21 protein-coding genes are annotated in these 18,512 nt (G+C 61.9%); 12 read left to right on the top strand and 9 right to left on the bottom strand.

What is annotated here, in order from left to right:
• From BM009_RS18935 to BM009_RS18915, 5 genes are all read left to right on the top strand, one after another.
• A partial coding sequence (locus BM009_RS18935) for an ArdC family protein (protein ID WP_139216679.1) occupies positions 1 to 726 on the top strand: 726 nt, incomplete at its 5' end.
• Complete coding sequence (locus BM009_RS18930; RefSeq protein ID WP_093298557.1) at positions 723 to 926, top strand: sigma factor-like helix-turn-helix DNA-binding protein; 204 nt, start codon at positions 723 to 725, stop codon at positions 924 to 926. The genes BM009_RS18935 and BM009_RS18930, both read left to right, overlap by 4 nt.
• Before the next feature lie 75 nt (positions 927 to 1,001).
• Positions 1,002 to 1,925, top strand: a complete 924-nt coding sequence (locus BM009_RS18925; RefSeq protein WP_093298555.1) for a HEPN domain-containing protein — start codon at positions 1,002 to 1,004, stop codon at positions 1,923 to 1,925.
• 73 nt (positions 1,926 to 1,998) lie between these two features.
• Positions 1,999 to 2,274 carry an HU family DNA-binding protein gene (locus BM009_RS18920; RefSeq protein ID WP_093298554.1) on the top strand — a complete coding sequence of 92 codons (276 nt, stop codon included), beginning with the start codon at positions 1,999 to 2,001 and terminating at the stop codon, positions 2,272 to 2,274.
• On the top strand, positions 2,274 to 2,741 hold the full coding sequence (locus tag BM009_RS18915) for a YbaK/EbsC family protein (RefSeq protein WP_093298552.1): 468 nt from the start codon (positions 2,274 to 2,276) through the stop codon (positions 2,739 to 2,741). Before BM009_RS18920 ends, BM009_RS18915 begins: the two co-directional genes overlap by 1 nt.
• Here BM009_RS18915 and BM009_RS18910 read toward each other — a convergent pair.
• A complete protein-coding gene (locus tag BM009_RS18910; protein ID WP_254772355.1) occupies positions 2,736 to 2,954 on the bottom strand; it encodes a conjugal transfer protein TraD in 219 nt (72 codons plus the stop codon). The genes BM009_RS18915 and BM009_RS18910 overlap by 6 nt on opposite strands.
• A 13-nt stretch (positions 2,955 to 2,967) precedes the next feature.
• Positions 2,968 to 3,291, bottom strand: coding sequence for a conjugal transfer protein TraD (locus tag BM009_RS18905; RefSeq protein WP_093298550.1), 324 nt, complete (start codon positions 3,289 to 3,291; stop codon positions 2,968 to 2,970).
• A 171-nt stretch (positions 3,292 to 3,462) separates the two neighbouring features.
• Between BM009_RS18905 and traA the strand changes: the two genes are divergently transcribed.
• Together traA and BM009_RS18895 are read left to right on the top strand one after the other, a co-directional pair.
• Positions 3,463 to 6,486 (top strand): Ti-type conjugative transfer relaxase TraA, encoded by a 3,024-nt coding sequence (gene traA, locus BM009_RS18900; RefSeq protein WP_093298549.1) that lies wholly within the window; start codon positions 3,463 to 3,465, stop codon positions 6,484 to 6,486.
• 2 nt (positions 6,487 to 6,488) lie between these two features.
• Entirely contained in the window at positions 6,489 to 7,193 is a 705-nt protein-coding gene (locus tag BM009_RS18895; protein WP_093298547.1) for a DUF6118 family protein, read from the top strand.
• A gap of 94 nt (positions 7,194 to 7,287) precedes the next feature.
• Here BM009_RS18895 and BM009_RS18890 read toward each other — a convergent pair whose 3' ends face one another.
• The 3 genes from BM009_RS18890 to BM009_RS18870 all read right to left on the bottom strand — a co-directional run bounded on the left by BM009_RS18890 (position 7,288) and on the right by BM009_RS18870 (position 10,298).
• Positions 7,288 to 7,950 (bottom strand): 30S ribosomal protein S6, encoded by a 663-nt coding sequence (locus BM009_RS18890; protein ID WP_139216678.1) that lies wholly within the window; start codon positions 7,948 to 7,950, stop codon positions 7,288 to 7,290.
• Positions 7,943 to 8,878, bottom strand: coding sequence for a hypothetical protein (locus BM009_RS18885; RefSeq protein WP_093298544.1), 936 nt, complete (start codon positions 8,876 to 8,878; stop codon positions 7,943 to 7,945). Before BM009_RS18885 ends, BM009_RS18890 begins: the two co-directional genes overlap by 8 nt.
• Positions 8,879 to 9,998: 1,120 nt before the next feature.
• Positions 9,999 to 10,298 carry a hypothetical protein gene (locus BM009_RS18870; RefSeq protein ID WP_175488123.1) on the bottom strand — a complete coding sequence of 100 codons (300 nt, stop codon included), beginning with the start codon at positions 10,296 to 10,298 and terminating at the stop codon, positions 9,999 to 10,001.
• Between the two features lie 148 nt (positions 10,299 to 10,446).
• Here BM009_RS18870 and BM009_RS18865 point away from each other — a divergent pair, with 148 nt between their 5' ends.
• The 3 genes from BM009_RS18865 to BM009_RS23245 all read left to right on the top strand — a co-directional run bounded on the left by BM009_RS18865 (position 10,447) and on the right by BM009_RS23245 (position 11,327).
• A complete protein-coding gene (locus BM009_RS18865; RefSeq protein ID WP_139216677.1) occupies positions 10,447 to 10,671 on the top strand; it encodes a hypothetical protein in 225 nt (74 codons plus the stop codon).
• A 9-nt stretch (positions 10,672 to 10,680) separates the two neighbouring features.
• Positions 10,681 to 11,004 carry a HigA family addiction module antitoxin gene (locus tag BM009_RS18860; protein ID WP_093298538.1) on the top strand — a complete coding sequence of 108 codons (324 nt, stop codon included), beginning with the start codon at positions 10,681 to 10,683 and terminating at the stop codon, positions 11,002 to 11,004.
• Positions 11,005 to 11,186: 182 nt separating this feature from the next.
• Positions 11,187 to 11,327: a helix-turn-helix transcriptional regulator gene (locus BM009_RS23245; RefSeq protein WP_093298537.1), complete on the top strand. Its 141-nt coding sequence runs from the start codon at positions 11,187 to 11,189 to the stop codon at positions 11,325 to 11,327.
• Between the two features lie 219 nt (positions 11,328 to 11,546).
• On the opposite strand, the gene BM009_RS18850 is transcribed toward BM009_RS23245, so the two are convergent.
• Positions 11,547 to 13,157, bottom strand: coding sequence for a RelA/SpoT domain-containing protein (locus BM009_RS18850; RefSeq protein WP_175488122.1), 1,611 nt, complete (start codon positions 13,155 to 13,157; stop codon positions 11,547 to 11,549).
• Between the two features lie 1,211 nt (positions 13,158 to 14,368).
• Here BM009_RS18850 and BM009_RS18845 point away from each other — a divergent pair.
• On the top strand, positions 14,369 to 15,172 hold the full coding sequence (locus BM009_RS18845) for a thymidylate synthase (protein ID WP_217644220.1): 804 nt from the start codon (positions 14,369 to 14,371) through the stop codon (positions 15,170 to 15,172).
• Between the two features lie 14 nt (positions 15,173 to 15,186).
• The gene (locus BM009_RS18840) at positions 15,187 to 16,101 is read left to right on the top strand and encodes an alpha-glutamyl/putrescinyl thymine pyrophosphorylase clade 3 protein (protein WP_093298532.1); all 915 of its coding nucleotides are present in this window, start codon (positions 15,187 to 15,189) and stop codon (positions 16,099 to 16,101) included.
• Between the two features lie 17 nt (positions 16,102 to 16,118).
• Here BM009_RS18840 and BM009_RS18835 read toward each other — a convergent pair whose 3' ends face one another.
• The 3 genes from BM009_RS18835 to BM009_RS18825 form a co-directional block, all read right to left on the bottom strand.
• Positions 16,119 to 17,222 (bottom strand): ImmA/IrrE family metallo-endopeptidase, encoded by a 1,104-nt coding sequence (locus BM009_RS18835; protein ID WP_093298531.1) that lies wholly within the window; start codon positions 17,220 to 17,222, stop codon positions 16,119 to 16,121.
• Positions 17,219 to 17,548, bottom strand: coding sequence for a hypothetical protein (locus tag BM009_RS18830; protein ID WP_093298529.1), 330 nt, complete (start codon positions 17,546 to 17,548; stop codon positions 17,219 to 17,221). Before BM009_RS18830 ends, BM009_RS18835 begins: the two co-directional genes overlap by 4 nt.
• A 76-nt stretch (positions 17,549 to 17,624) precedes the next feature.
• Positions 17,625 to 17,996 carry a hypothetical protein gene (locus tag BM009_RS18825; protein WP_093298528.1) on the bottom strand — a complete coding sequence of 124 codons (372 nt, stop codon included), beginning with the start codon at positions 17,994 to 17,996 and terminating at the stop codon, positions 17,625 to 17,627.
• Between the last annotated feature and the right edge of the window lie 516 nt (positions 17,997 to 18,512).

The following is an 18,512-nucleotide window of genomic DNA, read 5'->3' as shown; positions in this document are numbered from 1 at the left end:
TGGGCGGCGGTGATCGAGGGACGCTATGCCTCGCAGCGCTGGCTGACCTTTCGGCAGGCGCTGGCGGCGGGCGGGAACGTGCGGCGTGGCGAGCGTGGGACGACGATCTGCTATGCGGATCGCTTCACGCCGAAGGATGAGGCCGAGCGGGCGCGCGACGAGGACCGCGAGGCGCGGCAGCTGGCGTTCCTCAAGCGCTTCACCGTGTTCAACGTCGACCAGTGCGAGGGGCTGCCCGAGCGGCTCACGGCGGTGGAGTATGCCGGGCCGGTGACCGAGGCCGACCGGATCCCGGCTGCGCATGCGCTTATGGAAGCGTGCGGCGCCGATATCCGGATCGGGGGAGGGGAGGCCTATTACAGCCCGGCCGGCGACTATGTCGCGGTGCCGCCGCAGCTGGCCTTCTACAACCGCATCAACTGGTATCGCACCGTGCTGCACGAGCTTGGGCACTGGACTGGGCATGGCTCCCGGCTCGGCCGCGACCAATCCGGGGCATTTGGCAGCGCCGCCTACGCCCGTGAGGAGCTGGTTGCAGAGATGGCTAGCGCGTTCACCTGCGCGTCGCTTGCGATCCGGCCGACCGTGCGGCACGCCGACTATGTCGGCAGCTGGCTGGCGGTGCTGCGCGAGGACGAAAAGGCGATCTTCCGTGCGGCGAGTGCTGCCAGCAAGGCGGCCGATTACCTGCTCGGGTTCGTCTCGGACGAGGAGGCGGGGCAATGATGCGCTGGCTTCGCCTGCGGCGGATGCGCCGTGCGTTTCGGGCACTACCCGAGCGGGACCGGGCAATCTTCGGATCGGTGCGGTTCGACGACTTGGACTACATTGAAGCGGCCAGGCGGCATGGCTGCACGGTAGCGGAGGTGGAAGAGACTATCACCCGCGTAATCATTGCGCTGGACCGCGCCCTGCGGGGCAAATGACCATGACCGAGGCCTCACCTCGCCCGGGAACCGGGCGAGGTGTACGCCGCAGCATCAGCGCGTTAGGATCGATCCATGAGGACCAGCCTCGACCATCTGCCGCCAGCCAAGCAGCGCGAGCTGGAGCGTGTTGTCCAGATCCTGTTCGAGGAGTTTGGCGACGCGATCGCCATCGCCACCTCGGACTGGAAGAAGCAGGCGCGCATTCTCAAGGTCATCCTGTATGGCAGCTATGCGCGCGGCGGCTGGGTCGACGAGCCGCACACCGCGAAGGGCTATCAGTCGGACTTCGACCTGCTGGTGATCGTCAACAGCGACAAGCTTACCGATCGGGTGGAGTTCTGGGCCACCGCCGAGGACCGATTGAACCGCGAACTGGCGATCACCAAGACGCTGCGCACGCCGGTCAATTTCATTGTGCACACCCTGCAGGAGGTGAACGATGGGCTGGCGCATGGCCGCTATTTCTTCATGGACGTCGCCCGTGATGGCATCGCGCTGTACGAGAGCGAGCCCACGGAACTGCACCAACCCAAGCCGAAGACGCCTCCGCAGGCACTGGCGATGGCGCGGGAGTATTTTCAGGAATGGCTTCAGAAGGCCCAAAGCGGCTTCAAAGGCTTCCACTTCTACCTTTCGCAAGGCGAGGTGAACGATGCGGCATTTCTCCTGCATCAGACGACGGAGCGTCTCTACCACTGCGTGCTGCTGGTCTGCACCTTTTACACCCCGCATGTTCACAATTTGGGTTTTCTGCGTACGCAGGCCGAACGCATCGATCCGCGCCTGATCGACGCCTGGCCTCGTGACCAGCGTGTCGACCGCTCGCGGTTCGAGAAGCTCAAGGAAGCCTATGTGAAGGCGCGCTATTCGAAGCACTATCGGATCAGCGCCGAGGAACTGGCGTGGCTGGGCGAACGCGTCGAAGTGCTGGGGCAGGCGGTGCAGGTGATCTGCGAAGAACGCATTGCCGCGCTGGAGCGTGCCGCTGCCGCATGATGGCGCCCGTCGCTGGACAGGTTGCTATGCTGCACCTAGAGGGCACGCCCCTTTTCATACGGAGAACACGTCCATGAACAATGCCGATCTCGCCGACCGCGTTTCCGAATCGTACGGCCTAACCAAGGCCGATGCGCGCAAGCTGGTCGACGGCATTTTCGCCGCTATCACCGAAGCAGCAGCGGCCGGCGAGGAAGTGTCGCTGAACGGCTTCGGCAAGTTCAAGGTCAAGGAAAGCGCCGCACGCGAGGGCCGCAATCCGTCCACCGGCGCGGCGATCCAGATTGCAGCGTCGAAGAAGCTCGCCTTCACGCCCGCCAAGGCCGTGAAGGACAAGCTCAACGGCTGATGGGGATCGAGGCCGTTCGCGTCTTTCTTGAGGCGCGGGCACCCGACATTCCGATCATCGAACAGGCTTCGAGCACCGCCACGGTGCTCGAAGCTGCCGCCACGCTTGGCGTGCTGCCGGGGCAGATCGCCAAGACGCTCTCGCTGCGCGTCGGCGATGCGGTGGTGCTGGTCGTCGCAGCCGGTGATTACCGGCTCGACAATCGCAAAGTGAAGGACGCGCTAGGCAGTCGTCCGCGCATGCTTTCCTCCGAGGAAGTCGAGCAGCTGACCGGCCATCCCGTTGGCGGCGTTTGCCCGTTCGGATTGCCCGCGCCGCTGCCGATCTATTGCGACATTTCGCTTCGCCAATTCGACAGCGTGTATCCCGCCGCTGGATCGCGCACTGCATCGGTGCGGATCACGCTCGAGCGGCTTGCGGATTTGGTGGGCGCGACCTGGGCCGATCTCTGTTCGCCGCCGTTATAGCTTGGCGTCGCTGTCGGCGAATGTACGCCGCCCGCGCCGTCGCCACAGCGTCAGCGCACGCTCGCGATCATCGCCCTGCAAGGTCGCTGCGGCTTCGATCATCAGCCCCAGCAGCACGGCGCGATCATCGTCGGTAAGTTCGACCAGTCCGGCCTTCGCGACCAGTCCGCCTAGCTCGATCAGCTGACGCGTTCGCTCGCGGCGCTTCACCATCCAGTCCCGCGTGTCATTCCGCGCTTGTTGCGCTTCCAGCCGGTGCCGCGCTGCCGTGAGCTGCCGCAGCCGATGCTGCACGCGAACGAGCGCCGCCGCGAGCTTTGCCCTGCCGCTGAAAGAAGGCCGCGCCACGCTGGCGCCAGTCCTCCCGTGTGATCATGTCGGACGCGCTGACCGCGGCGAGCAGCGCGCCCGCCAGTTGCTCGACCGATAGCGCATCGGCACCGGTCGCGACCACCAGTTCGCCGAACTGCTGGAGCTTGGCTTGTTTGAGCTGTCGCGCCTTGCTGTCGAGCGCCTTAAGCTCCGAATCAAAGTCACGCGGTTTGCGCATCGAAACCTCCGCAGTTGATGGGTGATGGTCGATGATCTAGGAACTGTATCGATCAGTGCAAATGTCGTGAAACATCTTGGGATGACCATGTCGCGAAAAAGATGAAATCTTTTGAGGGCGCGCTTATACGTCGTGCCGACGTCGCTTGTTTGGTGTAAATTGATTGCCGCTATGCCGATCTACCATTTCTCGGCCAAGATCATCAGCCGCGCCAGCGGATCGTCGGCGCTTGCCGCTGCCGCCTATCGCTCCGCCTCGCGGCTGCACGACCAGCGGCTCGATCGGCATCACGACTTCTCGAACAAGACGGGCGTCGTCCATTCCGAAGTGCTGCTCCCGGACGGCGCGCCCGAGCATCTCGCCGATCGGGAGAAGCTGTGGAACGCGGTCGAAGACGCGGAGCTACGCAAGGACGCGCAGCTCGCCCGCGAGATCGAATTCGCGATCCCACGCGAACTGAACCAGGCCGAGGGCATTCGGCTCGCGCGGGAGTTCGTCCAGGCCGAGTTCGTAAACCGCGGCATGGTTGCCGATCTCAACGTGCACTGGGATATTGGTGCGGACGGCGAGGCCAAGCCGCATGCGCATGTCATGCTTGCGTTGCGCGAGGTGGATGCCGATGGCTTCGGCAAGAAGAACCGCGACTGGAACCGCACCGACCTTCTGGAGAAATGGCGCGAGCGCTGGGCTGGGCACGTCAATGCACGGCTGGCCGAATTGGATATCGATGCGCGTGTCGATCATCGCTCCTTGGAAGCGCAGGGCATCGATCTCGACCCGCAGCACAAGATCGGCCCGGCGGCGGCGCGGATGGCCGAGCAGGGTCTGACGTCCGAGCGGCTGGAAGAGCATCACAAGATCGCGCGCGCCAATGGCGAAAAGCTGCTGGCCAGTCCGGCGCTCGCGCTGGATGCGATCACCCATACCCAGGCGACGTTCACCATCCGCGATCTGGCGATGTTCGTGCATCGCCACAGCGAAGGGAAGGAGCAGTTCGACCAGGTGATGGCGGTGGTGCGCGCTGCGCCCGAGCTGGTGAAGCTCGGCAAGGATGGACGCGGCGAAGAGCGCTTCACCAGCCGTGACATGATCGAGACCGAATCGCGGCTGGAGCGCTCGACCTTGAAGCTCGACGCCAGTCGTCGCCACGGCATGGACGAGCAGCACCGCAAGCTCGCGCTGGCACGCGCCGAAATGCGCGGGCTGGTCCTGTCGAGCGAACAGCGCAGCGCCTTCGATCATGTCACCAGCAGCAAGGATCTGGGCGTCGTTGTCGGCTATGCGGGTACCGGCAAATCGGCGATGCTCGGCGTCGCGCGCGAAGCATGGGAGAGCGCCGGCTATCAGGTGCAGGGGCTGGCGCTGTCCGGCATTGCTGCCGAGAATCTCGAAAGCGGCTCGGGCATCGCGTCGCGCACCATCGCCAGCATCGAGCATCAATGGGGGCAGGGACGCGAGCTGCTGACCGACAGGTCGATCCTCGTGATCGACGAAGCCGGCATGATCGGCACTCGCCAGATGGAGCGGGTGATTGCCGAAGCCGAGAAGCGCCACGTCAAGGTGGTGCTGCTCGGCGACCCCGAGCAGTTGCAGGCGATCGAAGCGGGGGCGGCGTTTCGGTCGGTGGCCGAGCGGCATGGTGCGATAGAGATAACCGACATTCGTCGGCAGCGTGACGACTGGCAGCGGCTGGCGACGCGCCAGCTTGCCACCGGCCGCACCGCCGAGGCGCTGGAGGCCTATGCCGAAGCCGGGATGGTCGTCGACTCGGAGACCCGAGTCGAGGCGCGATCGGCGCTGATTGTCCGCTGGGACCGCGAGCGGATCGCTGATCCGGCGGCCTCGCGCATGATTCTGACCCACACCAATCAAGAATGCGATGAACTGAATGCGCTGGTCCGGGATGCGATGAAACGCAGTGGGGCATTAGATGCTGATATTGCTGTCGAAACCACCCGTGGAGAACGCTTGTTCGGTGCCGGCGACAGGGTCATGTTCCTACGCAACGAACGCAGCCTCGGTGTGAAGAATGGTAGTCTCGGCACCATCGAACAGGTCGACCACGCCCGCATGGCCGTGCGGCTCGACGATGGCCGCCAGGTCGGCTTCGACCACAAGGACTATGGCGACATCACCCATGGCTATGCCGCCACGATCCACAAGGCGCAGGGCGTCACCGTCGACCGGGTGCACGTGCTGGCGACGCCGGGGCTCGACCGGCACGCTGCCTATGTCGCGCTATCGCGGCACCGCGACGCCGTGCAGCTCCACTATGGTCGGGACGACTTCGCCGACCAGGGCAAGCTTGCCCGCACGCTGTCGCGCGACCGGCCCAAGGACAATGTCCTCGACTATGATACTGCCGCCGAGCGCTTCGCCGCACGGCGCGGCGTCGAGCGGTCGCGCATCCTCGATACGCTTGCCAAAGAGCCGCTCGCCGAACCCGAGCGCAGCGCACCTGCACCGGCACCACGTCGCGGCATGTTCGACGGGTTGCGGCTGTCCGTCCCCGAGCCCGAGCGACCACCGACCAAACTGCGCTTCGACGGGCTCAAACTATCGGTGCCAGCGGCGGCGTCGGAGGTGTCCGCTACGCAGAAGCTGGAGCGGGCGGTCGAAGGCTATGCACGGGCCGTGGAGGATGCCAGTCGCATGACAGGACAGGGCCGTGCGCCGCTCGAAGTTCAGAAGGCGGCACTTGCGCGCACTGCCGAGACGGTCAACGCCCTGCATCCCCACGGCGCACACGATCTCGATATGGCGTTCGAGCGGACGCCGGGCCTTGTTAGCGAGGCTGCCAATGGCCGGACCGCCCACGCCATTCGCCAGATGCAGCTCGAAGCCGAGGTCCGCGCCAATCCCGAGCTGCGCGCCGACCGGTTTGTCCAGGCTTGGCAGCAGCTTCAGGCGCGTCGGGGCAAGCTGAGCGGGTGGGAGAATGAAGAGAAGCGGGCTGGTGTCGAAAGCGCCATGCGATCGATGGCGAAGGGGCTGGAGAAAGACCCGGCGCTGGGTGCAGCACTCAGCCGGAGGGGTAGTCAGTTGTTCGGCCGGCAGTGGTCGCCGGAATGGACGCCGGGTAGCCGCGATGGCGGTCTCAGCCGGGCGCTCGGCGATGATGCCCGCACGCGCTCGGTCATTCGCCAGCTCACCTTCTCGATCGATCGCGATCGGGGCCTTGGGATTGGAATGTAGCCATGGGTAGCCAAGAACCTCCCGCCGAAGCGGACCAAACCGTTCAGGCGTTCAACGACATGTCGCGCAAGCTCGCGGGGTTGACTGCTGCGATCGATGGCTTCGCCGCGCGTCAGCAGGAACTGCATGCGCGCGACTATGGACCGGACCTGGAGAAGATCCGCGACGGCTACGACAAGGTGTGCGGTGCTATCAACATCCTGGCCAAGCGCCCGGCGATGACGTTAACGCCGCAGGACGTCGCCAAGCAGATTGAGGCGGCTGGCACGCAGGGACGAGCGGACGACCATCGGGCGTGGACCGGCGCCAGTCATGCCCTTGCCGGCACGCTGCAGGAGCTGAAGGGGATGGTTGCATCGGCGCATTCCGCGGAGACCCAGCAGCTGTGGATCGCGGGGGCAGCGGCTTTGGCACTATTGGTGGGTTTCGCTTCAGGCGCTGCTGTTCCAACGGTTATCGCTCAGCTCGCGCCCGAGAGTTGGCATCGGCCAGAGGAGCGGGCTGCAGCAATACTCAGGCGGACGCCTTGGGACGCGGGCGTGCGGCTAATGCAGATTGCCAACCCGCAGCAGGTGCGGACCGTAGCCGACGCCGCTCAGCTCGCGAAAGACAATGCGGACGTGCTTACAGAATGCCGGAAACGTGCGGAGCAGCTCAGTGCACCGGTAAAGTGCTCCATCAAGATCCACCAAGCGAAGATCGATTGATGCGCGTAGAGCTGGTTCTGGACCGGCAGCTGACCGGCGGCTTTCATCGGCGTCGCGGCGGAAACGGATGCGGCGTTTTAGCGTAGGTGCCCGCCTAGATCGAACGCGCGCAAGTCAGCTCGCGAAACAGCGCGCTGATCGTAGCGGCAATCGCATCGTCCCCGACAAGATCGCGTTCGAACCGGAAGCTAGGCGGCGCATCGATCGGCGCGAGAATTACCGGATCCCCCTCCCTCTCGCGGTAGTCGGTACGCAGTATGGTAGCCGTGAAAACGCTCGGATCGACCTTGGCCATGTGCAGCGCGCCCGCCGGCAGCGCGTAGGTATGACCGGTCACGAACGTGCTGACCGCTGTCTCGAAGACACGCACTGCTCCGGGCTTTCGTTCAAGCACGCTGTGCGGCCCGTCGTATAGTCCTCGATAGCTCGCGAATTCAGCACCCAGCGCGGACTCAACATATTCATGCTGAACTATCTGCCCGGCCAAGATGTGGCTTTGGATGTCATAGACATGGTCATGGATCATCAAATCTTCCGAGCCGGGAAGCGCAAAACCAATTGGCCAGATGTGCAATCGATAGACGATGCGGTGGCGCCCGGGTATAATGCCGAGAGTGACTACGGTAAAGCCATAAGGATGTTGTCGGGCTTCACATGCCTGAATTTTGTCTTGAAGCGCGATCACGAGATCACGAATTATTCGTGGATCATTACGAAATGCACGATCCATTTCTGCAAGCGCACTCGCTTCAAGCATAGGGGTTGTCCACAGTGTTTACTGCCTTTGTCACTGCTGCGATCTTCACGGGATCGGTAACGCTTGGAAGTCCTAGCATGCCCATCGCGGCGCTGACCGCAGTGTCGTCGACCGGAATGTCCTGTGGCCAAACCAAGGATAGATCGACTTCGCCAGCCTGACGGACGCTTTGCTGTATGTCTTCGCGGTAGCTGTCATAGAACACGGTGCCGCGGATCGCCTTGAATGCCGGCAGCTTGGGGTCCTCTCGGGTCATGATCGCCGCGTTATCAGTCATGTTGATACGCAGAATGGAGAAGGACCGAGCCAGTCCAAGGTGGAATTCGAGATACGGGTTCTTACGCGCTTTGGCAGCAACGGCGATTGTAGCCGCCAGTATCTCCATCTGAATATCCCATGCTGTCCATTGCGTTTGACGGCCGCGAAAAGCAGACGCGTTGCGGAAGCGCGCGTAGCTCTCCATCAACGCATGATCTGTCGGATCGGGAAGCAACATCCAGATCACACGGGCTGCGGAACCTGTACGCGATCCCGCCTCGATGAGGGGCAGGATAGTCGAACGAAAATAGCGCGCGGAGCGGCCACGAAAGAAATACTCTCGAGACGTGCTGACGGACGCGATCAGCTCGGCGGCAAGGTCCTTGGGGTGGACAGTCACCAGCTTGGCCTCGCGGACCTCCTTTGGGATTAGCAAGACTAGGAACGCCCCGGTCAGGCCGACCGTCAGCAGCGTGCCGACCGCAGCGTCGATCACTGCAAGGATAGCGTTGGGATAGGTGCTTTTGAACGGACCGAGCGGTTCACGCGGCGTCCAGATATGTGGGAGCACAGCAAACCGTGTCGCAAGGAGCAGGAGCAGCAGCAACCCGATCGAGCCAAACATCCATCGTCTGGCAAAGCGCCGACTGAGTAAGTCGTTCAAATCCATCACGCTTGCCTCTAATGCTAGTCGTTGTCATGATCGCAGAGTGTTGTATTCAAGAATTAAGTTTTGGTCACTGATGATGTGTCCGGCGGATGTGATGGACTCTCACAATGAGACGGCGCATCGCTGGCGTTGCAGCCGCCCCTTCCAAGGCGCATCGGCCTGTTATTGCTGAAGCTCCGCATCGATGTTGGTCCGCACGAACTCGGCACCGAACCGCAGATCGAGCGGCGGCTTCGAGACGAGCGTGAGGTGCGCCCGCCCCCGGCATTTGCCGCCGGGACCCACGAGCGAGGTGGGCCGGGGGAGAGGAGATGGATCTGGCGGCCGTGCTGGATGCGCGAGGCGAAGACGAGCGTGATTGAATGCTCGCCGAGCACGACCGCTGGCTCAACGGCACCTTCGACAACGCAATCGCTTTCCAGGACGCTGCTTCCCCGACGCACTGATCGAGATGATCCGCGCCAACGAACCATGGGTGAAGCGGAAAGTCGCCGCGCTGAGGAAGGAGTTGGGGCTAATCTGAAACGGAAAAACGGACTCCCTTGAAAATGTAGGGCTGATACCTACATCCCAACACATGGACGAAATTCCTACAGACGGGTGGACGAGCGCCAGCGCGCACGCCATCGAGCGCGCCTGTTGCGCTCCGTCGATCGGAATGATGGGCGGTGACGGCGCATTGGTTCGCCGCCGACCGGCTTGGAACAGCATTTCGCGGGCGCGCGAGGATGCCGCTGAAACCACTTGTTCGGCTCTGTTGAAAACGCTTCAAGCGTCTGTCATCGACGCGGAGGCTACCTCGAACTGCGAGATTGGTGGCGGGATGTCGGTCTCGCTCCGCTGCCAAAAGGGCAGAACGCCCCTGGTCCTGAGCTGGGCCGAGACCCACAGCGCCGTCGCCCTTGCGATGGCGACCAAGCAGCATTCGCCTCGCTCGACGCAGCGCTCCGTCCGGCTGCTGAAGCAACTTCGCTCGCATTGGCTAGACTTCGCCTCCGAGATCGAGAAACCGGCCGAGCCGGGCTCGAAGTTGTTGATCGACCTGAACGTCTGGACGGAACTGGTCGAACTGGAGCGCGACGCCAAGCGCTCGTTCGTAGTCAACTACCTAAAGTCCTACTCAACCCGCCTCGCCGATCGCCCGGTCGAGCCGGTCATCCTGCTCGACGCCGAGTTCGACATCGACCCCTTGTTCATCTCGACTGACGTTGGGCACGTGCCGTTCGACGGCCACCACCGGCGTCTTGCGATCGAGTTGGTCATGTCCAGCCGCAAGCGCGAGCGGGTGTTCGAGCGACTGATCGAGCGCATCGACCTCGATCATCTCGTCGCCGGCCGCTGGGACGAGTTCGACGCGACGGCGATCGTCCAGATGTTCCGTCGCGAACTGCGATCGCGGGTTCTCGTCCGGTTTCGCCACCGTCACGCACGCGCGGCGATGGCGCCGTGCGCCACCCGAGACGCGGTGCTCACCTACTACCTTCGAACCGGTTGCCCTCCTCCTGACGCTGCGGCGCGCCCCGATGCGCCCGCACCTGCATTCGCAGTGGTTCAGTCAGGAGGTTTCAGTGGTTTCCCGTTTAGCCGATCCCAAGCTGCTCGCGCCCGACCCGGCGCTGGCACTCATCATCGATCTGCTCCGCCCGTGTGCCCAGGCGCGCGATCTCGACTTCATGTTCCCCGAACTCTCCCACGTGCAGGGGAGCACTTGGCGCGTCCCGGTGGACACCTTCCGAGCGCTCCGCTTCGAGTTCGTGGAGGAACTGGGGGCGATCAACATCCGTCTGGAGTAAGGGAGGCCCATGGCCCATACTGACAACACCATGCCGCCGAAGCCTGGCGACGTGCTGCGCAAGCGCGTGCTCGGCGACATGGACATCACGCAGGATCAACTCGCCGAAGCCCTCGGCGTATCGCGCCACAGCGTGAATCAGCTGCTGAACAGCCGCCGGGCGGTCACACCGGAAATGGCGCTCAGGCTAGAGCGCGTGCTCGATACGTCGGCTGACATGTGGCTGAACTTGCAGGCGCAGGTCGACCTCCACGACGCTCGGCAGAAGATCGGGGACGACCTGAGCAAGCTGCCAGCTCTGCGTAAGAGCGAGTCCAGCAAGACCGCTGGCTGATCGACGAGACTGCCTTTTCGCGCACTGCGGTCGGCGGAGAAAAGCAGGCGGATCAAAACTGAGGTGGTGGTTAGGCTTCGCGAAACCGCGGTTCTATAAGGAGGGGCAATGGACAATACCGAGGCCCTGCGACCCTACGACCATACCTCAGGCGGACTGGCCGGAATCCGAAGCTCGTGCCGATGCCGCGTAGCACGTTCGACGACCGCGTGCGGCGCAGTATGTTTCCCGCTAGCCACGACCTCGGCGGGGGCATCATCGTCTGGTGGGAGTCCGAGGTTCAAGAATGGACGAGCGGCAAGGGCGGGCGAGTTGCGCGCTGACCCATCAGACCTGAGAATCGCGTTCTCGCCAGCTATTGCGCTGGACGCGATTCCACCCAAGTTGTAGACGTGTTGTTGAATCTCCGGTCGGCGCCGAGGCAGTGCGGCATGGCACCGACATCCGAACGGATAGGTATACCATCCGCCGGATTCTCCGGCTCGACTCGGGATTCTTGATAGGGAGATGATCATGCGCTTTCCATATGGCTGGCAAGACGGTCAGCGGGACAAGAAGGTCTCCAACTCGCCTAAGCGCACCCGCGCGCAGTAATCGTGATAATCGATCGCTAGCCGGGCGAGGTCCGCCGCAGCTGGTGGCGTGAGCCCGTGGAGGAACTCAAGGCGTTTCCGGACGGCCCTGAGCTCCTCTTCGGTCTCCGCACTCTGAATGCGGACATAAGCCTCGTTGTCGAGCGCGAAGAACACCTCCTCCGCGACACCCGGCGCGGCACCTGAGATCGCATCGACGATATCTTTGTCGTCGGAGTCCAAGCCCTTCGCTGGCAGCCCGACCGCTGCGTAGAGCGCCAGCGACCGTGTTAGGTAGTCCTTTGCGCACTTCGCCGACCCGCGCTTGTCGCCCTCGTGGGATCCGATGATTTCCGCGTGGAAGTAGGCGAGGTTGGAATACACGCTCAGCCGCATGCGCTCGAACTTCCCCGGATCGCTCAACTTGGCGTCTCCCGCGTCGATGGCGGCGATTTCCGCCTCCATCACCTCGCCGAACTCAATCGCCTCAGCCGTGTCGCCGCCTGCGAAAGGCGCCAGCATGCCGTTGAGCTTGATCTGCAGCTTCTCGATCTGATCCGTCGCGGCGCTCTCGCGAATATCAAGCGTATCCTGCGCCTGCTCGAAGAAGACCGAGCGCCTAGTGACGGCGGCGAGCAGGCAGAGGAGGGTAGAGGCGGCCAGACTGGATCCCGGCGCGCCCCCACCGTCGTCGAAGATGCCTAGAAGGTCGCGGGAGGCTTGTTCGCTGATTTCCGGCCGCGTGTCCTCGTTCATCGCCATCACGCGCGTCTGGATGCCTTCTAAAGCCGCTCTCAGAGCGGTGTCGGGCACTATCTGGACGGTGGACACTGCGATCTCTCCAAGCACTGCGACCTGTACGGCGCGTCGCTTCCTCTCCCTCACCTCCGACGAGCGGACTATGCTGGTGCGCAACGCGTCGCTCTGCTGATCGAGGTTTGCGAGATTCGAGCCCAGCAGGTCAAAACTCGTCAGCAGTTCCTCACCGATGCGACCGGAAGGCTTGTAGGTGAGGTCGTGCGTCTTCGCCCCCCAGGCGTCGTGCAGGAGCGTTTTGATCTGTATCTCGATGACAGGCCTTGCGGTGCCAGCGCCAACCGTGCGAACATTGTAATGGCAGGCATAATACCCCTTGGAGCCGAGCGCGCGCCCGTGCTTCGTCCTGATCCCGACGTCTTCGCTCTTGCCCATCGAAACCGGCTTCAGCCGCTTGGCGTCAATCGCACGGTCGAGCGCCTCCGCCACCGCGGAGATCCCGCTCGGATAAGGCACTACGATCGTGAACCCCACGATGTCAGGCACATCGAAGAGCGACGCCTCGGACAAACCGCGGCCCTCGTTGAACTCATTGAATTTCAGACGCACCTTGCGCGCCGTCTTGAGCTCATCGAATCCCTGAACGTCGCCCCTGCTGTAGATCTTGTAGATCGAACGAAGGCCCGGCTCGTTCTGGCTGAGCTCTTCGACTAGCTTGCGCACGGCATGCAGATCGGACTTGAACCGATCGCGATTTGCTTCGAGGAACGCCCGCACGTCGCTAGCGCCCGCTGGAACCGGGACGACGCCCTTCTTGTTGGCCATGGATCCACCCCCTGAGCCGGACATGATTCCCGGATCAGCCACGCCTGTCCATCTTGAATCACTCCGATGCGGTTTGGCCGTCAGAGGATCCGGCAAAATGTCGCCAGATGAGGCCGTTGCACGCGAGCTCAGCGCATTCCTCGGTGCGGTCCCATCGATTTACTTGTCGTCTAGCAGGTGCGCGGCCACATCACCGTCGAATACGAAGAAGTCGACGAAATGCTCGCTGAGGAAGCGCTGGAACTCTGCGGGCGGACAAAGCCTGTCGATCTGGACCGAGCGTGAAAGCCTGCAGTTCGCGGAGCTGCCGTAGACACCCGGGACTGGCGGTGACGCCCGCGGTCGGGCTCGTCGAGTTGACCCAGCCCGACGACCAGCATGCACCGAGGTCGCGGACGAGGTGTTATCCGACCACATCGCGCGGCAGAGGACCGACGCCGGACGCGGGCTCCATCGCCTTCGTGGTGACATGCTGAGCGTCGAGGCTGATATTTACGACCCCGAAGCGCAATCGGCTCGGCTGCGGTCTTGGTAGGACGCCACTCGGGCCAACGCTGAACGTCCGTTTCCGACAAGAGCTGTCGTTAAACCAGTGGGCTGGGAAATGACGGCTTTGTCCCAAGACACGTCGATCCCGCTTGCGGCGGCAGTCGACCAACATACGCGATTCGTCGGGAGGTGCGGGGATGTCGGCTTTTGCCAAAACCCGCCAACCAGCGGACAGCACCCTGCCCGGTCGCAACGCCCCCCCCCCATCCAAGCCGCTCAACTGAGAAATCAGCCCAACGCCGAGCGGACTTTCTGCATATGCTCGAGGCTGAGACATCCCAGGCCGTCCGCTATAGGTGGCGACAGCTGAGAAAGTTGCCGACATTTTGGGGAGGCGAAGCGCGGCTTTCGGACCGACATAAGGAGGGAGACCTATCGTTAGTGATGGCTAAATATCCTGTTGACGTAGATCTTCGTTCGCTGAAAAATGCATGACGTATAACGGCTTGGAGCGTCGGCTTTGCTGACGATCGATCATGCGATTCACTGGCGACAGTCTTGATGCAGTCTTGCATAAACTTTACAGTACGCTGGCGAGGGATGGCCAAAAGCACACGGGTACGAGAGGTGATACCCGTGAATTGCTTAGCGTAACTCTCCATATTACCAAACCGCGCGCGCGGATTAGCATCTCCGAGAATCGGGGAAAGCCTTTCAGCGCATTGGGCGAATTGCTCTGGTACCTTTCTGGCTCCGACACTCTCGAATTCATCGAGCCATATGTTAGTCGTTATGCCAAAGATGCTGTCGATGGGATCTTGGAGGGCGCTTACGGCCCCCGGCTTCTCTCTCTGCGTGAAGGCATTAACCAGTTCGACAGCATCCACAAGCTGCTGACCGACAAGCCCGGATCCCGGCGAGCAGTAATCCAACTGTTCAACGCCGAGGACATCACCACACGGCATAAGGAAATCCCCTGCACGACCACAATGCAGTTCCACCTGCGTGATAACCACTTGCATATGTCCGCCACACTGCGCTCGAACGATGCCTTTTTTGGCCTGCCCCACGACGTGTTTTGCTTCACCATGTTGCAGGAGATGATGGCGAGGCGGCTGGGCGTCGAGATGGGTGAATACCACCAGTATGTCGGCAGCATGCATGTTTACGAAGACAAGCTGGATGACATGAACGCCTACGTCGTTGAGGGCTTCCAGCAGACCCGCGAAATGCCGCCGATGCCAGCGGGCAATCCGTTCGACATGGTCGCTCGCTTCCTAGATATCGAGCGTCGGCTGCGGGCTGGTGAAAATCTCATGGCAGCAGACGAGATCGACGACCCGTACTGGGCGGATATCGTTCGTCTACTCCAGGCTTTTTGGGCGCGGGAATGGGTAGCCGACTATCCCAATCGTTTGAAAGAGCTGAAGGCTGAACTCGCCTGCAATTCCTATGGCCCATATCTGGATGGCCGACTTCATCTTAAGAGCCGCGCGCCCGACGCCGGCGAGCCCCAAGCAGCCTGAGGATCGAATTACCAATGTGGCCGTCACGGAATGCAGAACATCAACGCCTCGTCGCTGAACTCAAAGCTGCCAAAGCTGCCCAAGGACTTAAGGGTCTGCCGGACGACAAGACTATAGAAACGCTGGCCTATCAGTTCATCGCCAGCCTGCGGCGTGAGGATTACTATCGGATGGTCCAGCGCGGCGGGATTGCAGCAAATCGGGCCGATCCAAACCACGCCTCCTTCGATGCCGAACGGGCGGTCGCCTTTCACATGCAGCAAGGCAATGTTGATGAGGCCGGCTGGCTCATCTTCCTGATGACGCACTTTGCCCGCCGGCCCGACTCCCGATGGCGTCGCCTTCAGGACGTCTACGGTCAGCTTGGTGCAGGTATCTGGGACTGGCCAACCGTCTCCGCCAATCCCACCGCCTTCAACGACTGGCTCACTGCCAACTGGATGAACGTCGGCGGCAACTTCGGGAATCACCGCAAGTACGAGAGCCTGCGTCCGACGGCGAAACGGCCGATGCAACGTGCTGTTTCAGACTATCTGGCATGGATCGGGCCGGCAGGACATGCGGCCTTCTTCGCGGAGGCTGTCGTTGCCGCAGGCAACAACCCGCACACCATCTTCGACTATCTGTACCAGCGCCTCGCGATTAATTCGTTCGGCCGCCTGGCAAAGTTCGACTACCTCTCGCTGATCGGCCGTTACGGGCTTGCGCCGATCAAAGCGGGCTCAGCATATATCCAGGGCGCGACCGGTCCGGGAAATGGCGCGCGCCTCCTCATCGACGGGTCGCGAACCAGCGGTACTCGTCATCAGGCAGTACAGCAGGTGCTGGACGTACTGGACGTCCGATTGAAGGTCGGGATGGCGGTCATGGAAGACGCGCTGTGTAACTGGCAAAAGAGCCCGAGAAGTTTTGTGCACTACTTGGGCTGAGACATCCTAAGGGAGGCTCAGTCCATCACCTCTGCCAGTTCGTCCCATTGCCAGCGGCGCTTCAGATAATTGAGCTGATCGGGTTTGATCATAGCGCGGTGCTGCATCTGACCAACGGTCAGTCCAGGTGATACACCAATTGACACGCTAAAACGCGTGACATCGTACTTTTCGGCCGGCAGCTCCCGAAATTCTTCCTTACGCGCCGGAGGCACGATGAGGTCAGACGCGAACTCATTTGCTTCGCGTTCGCTCTCGTCCACGTCGTTATTGCCCATTTCCGAATCGACGAACGTCTTGGCGCCGTGCAGAATTAGATGGCCGATCTCGTGGAACACCGTGAACCAGAACGTATCATCGGAACGGCCGCGGAAGCTGAGTAGGATCATCGCCTTGTCAGGGGCAACAAATCGACTTGCGCCGGAAGCCCGACATCCTGACGGCGCTTTCTTCGCGACGACAGCCACGCCAGCTTCGCCGCACAACTCCTTGAGCTTGGGCAAGAACGCTTCGGGGCGCTTCAGCTTTGAGAGCTTGCGGATCGTATCAAGACGATCCTGCAAGTTGCCAGCATTCCACGGCTTAGTGGATACGAGATCAGAACTCAATTCGCCATCGCGCAGCCACATGAGCACAGCGCCATCGGCCGAATCAAAAGCCGCAGACGTGCGGAACAGCGTGCTGGTGCAGATCTTCCCGTAACGGGCCTGCCACGCATCCATGGTGCCGACGTTGAAGAATCGCAGGCGCCGACGCACTTCGTCTCGGCGCTTTTCAGATGTCAGACGACCTCTGGGCTTTTCGCCGGGGACGGGAAGAAGGAGCCAATCGTCGGCTTCCACTGCCGTGGCGCGATCAACGGCTCGTTCCAGCGCTGATTCGTACTGCTCTTGCCGCTTGAGCCAGAATGACATGGTGCCGCCGACCGCCCCAGCGAGTGCGGTAGCATGCTCTCTATCGACCGCGCTGGATCCATCGAGAAGGCCGCGCAGCGTGATCATCCCGCCGACCAGATGGCTGGCAACTTCAAGGGCGGAAAGGTTTTGTCGAAGCATCAGTGCGCGCAACGAGTCGCCAGGCTTTGAGAACCAGTCAGGAGTGAATTCCTGTCCTTGCTTCAAGGCACCCTCGACATTGTCACTAGCTTTAACCTCGTCACGCTCGACCAAATCACACGGCCCATTGCGTCGCGATCGAAACGCTTGGCGACCACGACAAGCGCCGCGCAATACCCTGAACCAATCGCGACGGAAAGTGAATCGTCCTCCAAAATTTTTATTTCGTGGCCGGGGAAGTCGATCAGCTCCTGCACATTCTCGAAGGCACGGGCATCCGATATGAACGTCACCAACGCAGCCGCGTGCAAACTACCGTACGCGGCTTCCGCTCGGCTAAGATCGACGCACGTGTCGTGCAGTGGCTCATCCTTAAAGGAAATCGTGATCAAGGCTGAGCCCCAGATCGGCGATCAGGCAAATCTACCGGCTTGCCCCCGGCAAGCGAGAGGTCGACGGCGGCACCTTTCATTGCGGCAGCGGCGATCCGTGAGGTTTTGCCTGCTGCTTGGCGCGGATCGCGTCGATACGATCCCAATTGCGTGCCAGCTCGACATCGCCGGCTTCGCCCATATGGATTCCCGTGGCGCTGCAAAGGCTGGCTAGCGTAACCATCACGCCTCCGACTTCCTGTGTAGGCTCTCCCTTCTGACGACCGAAGACGTAATGGACCAGCGCGACCGCATCGTCATGGCTGCAGCCATTCGCCTGGGCGAGTTCCAAGGCTTCTTCCAGAAAACGATGTGTACGTTCCGCCCGATCCGATCGCACTGATGGAGGGAAGCATGCTTCGAGCCACTCCTCGACCCGCTGCTGATAGGATGTGAGGTCAGCTGCCATTCCTACCCTTCCTGACGCTCTCATAAGACTCTGGCTAGATGTAATCGCTTTGACGGGAAGCGCTTTTCCATCTGGAAGAGGTCGAAGCTCGCTGCAGTGATCCTATTTCGAATGACCAGCATGTCGGAATTATACATAGGCAACCGAACATCCCGTTACGAGCCAGACCTCAAGAATTCTGTCTCATTAACTGACAGTCTGCTCCTAGTGAGCGAAATTTTGCCGATGGATGTCTTGGATGTGCCGACTGGTGCAGCCGTCGTCGAGTGGGTGTCAGCTATCCCCGCAGCTTCATCCTCAAGGAACAGTCGCCTATCGGCCAGCGTTGCCCGTCCCCTGCAGCTATGTGCAGTCTCTCAAAACGTCCGATGTTTGGCTGAAAGCCGCCATTTCGACGCCGGCCTGGGAATGACTGCAATGTCCCAAACTCAGCCATGCCCCGTCGCATCAGCGAACGGCGGCCTTCAGGTTTTACCGGACGGGTTCGGGATGACTGGGATTGGGCGAGTAGCGGTC

This window comes from Sphingomonas sp. NFR04 (genome assembly GCF_900114095.1).
In the GTDB taxonomy this organism is placed as follows: domain Bacteria; phylum Pseudomonadota; class Alphaproteobacteria; order Sphingomonadales; family Sphingomonadaceae; genus Sphingomonas.
Note: the sequence above shows the minus strand (reverse complement) of the source record. Positions and strands in the feature narration are given on the sequence as shown.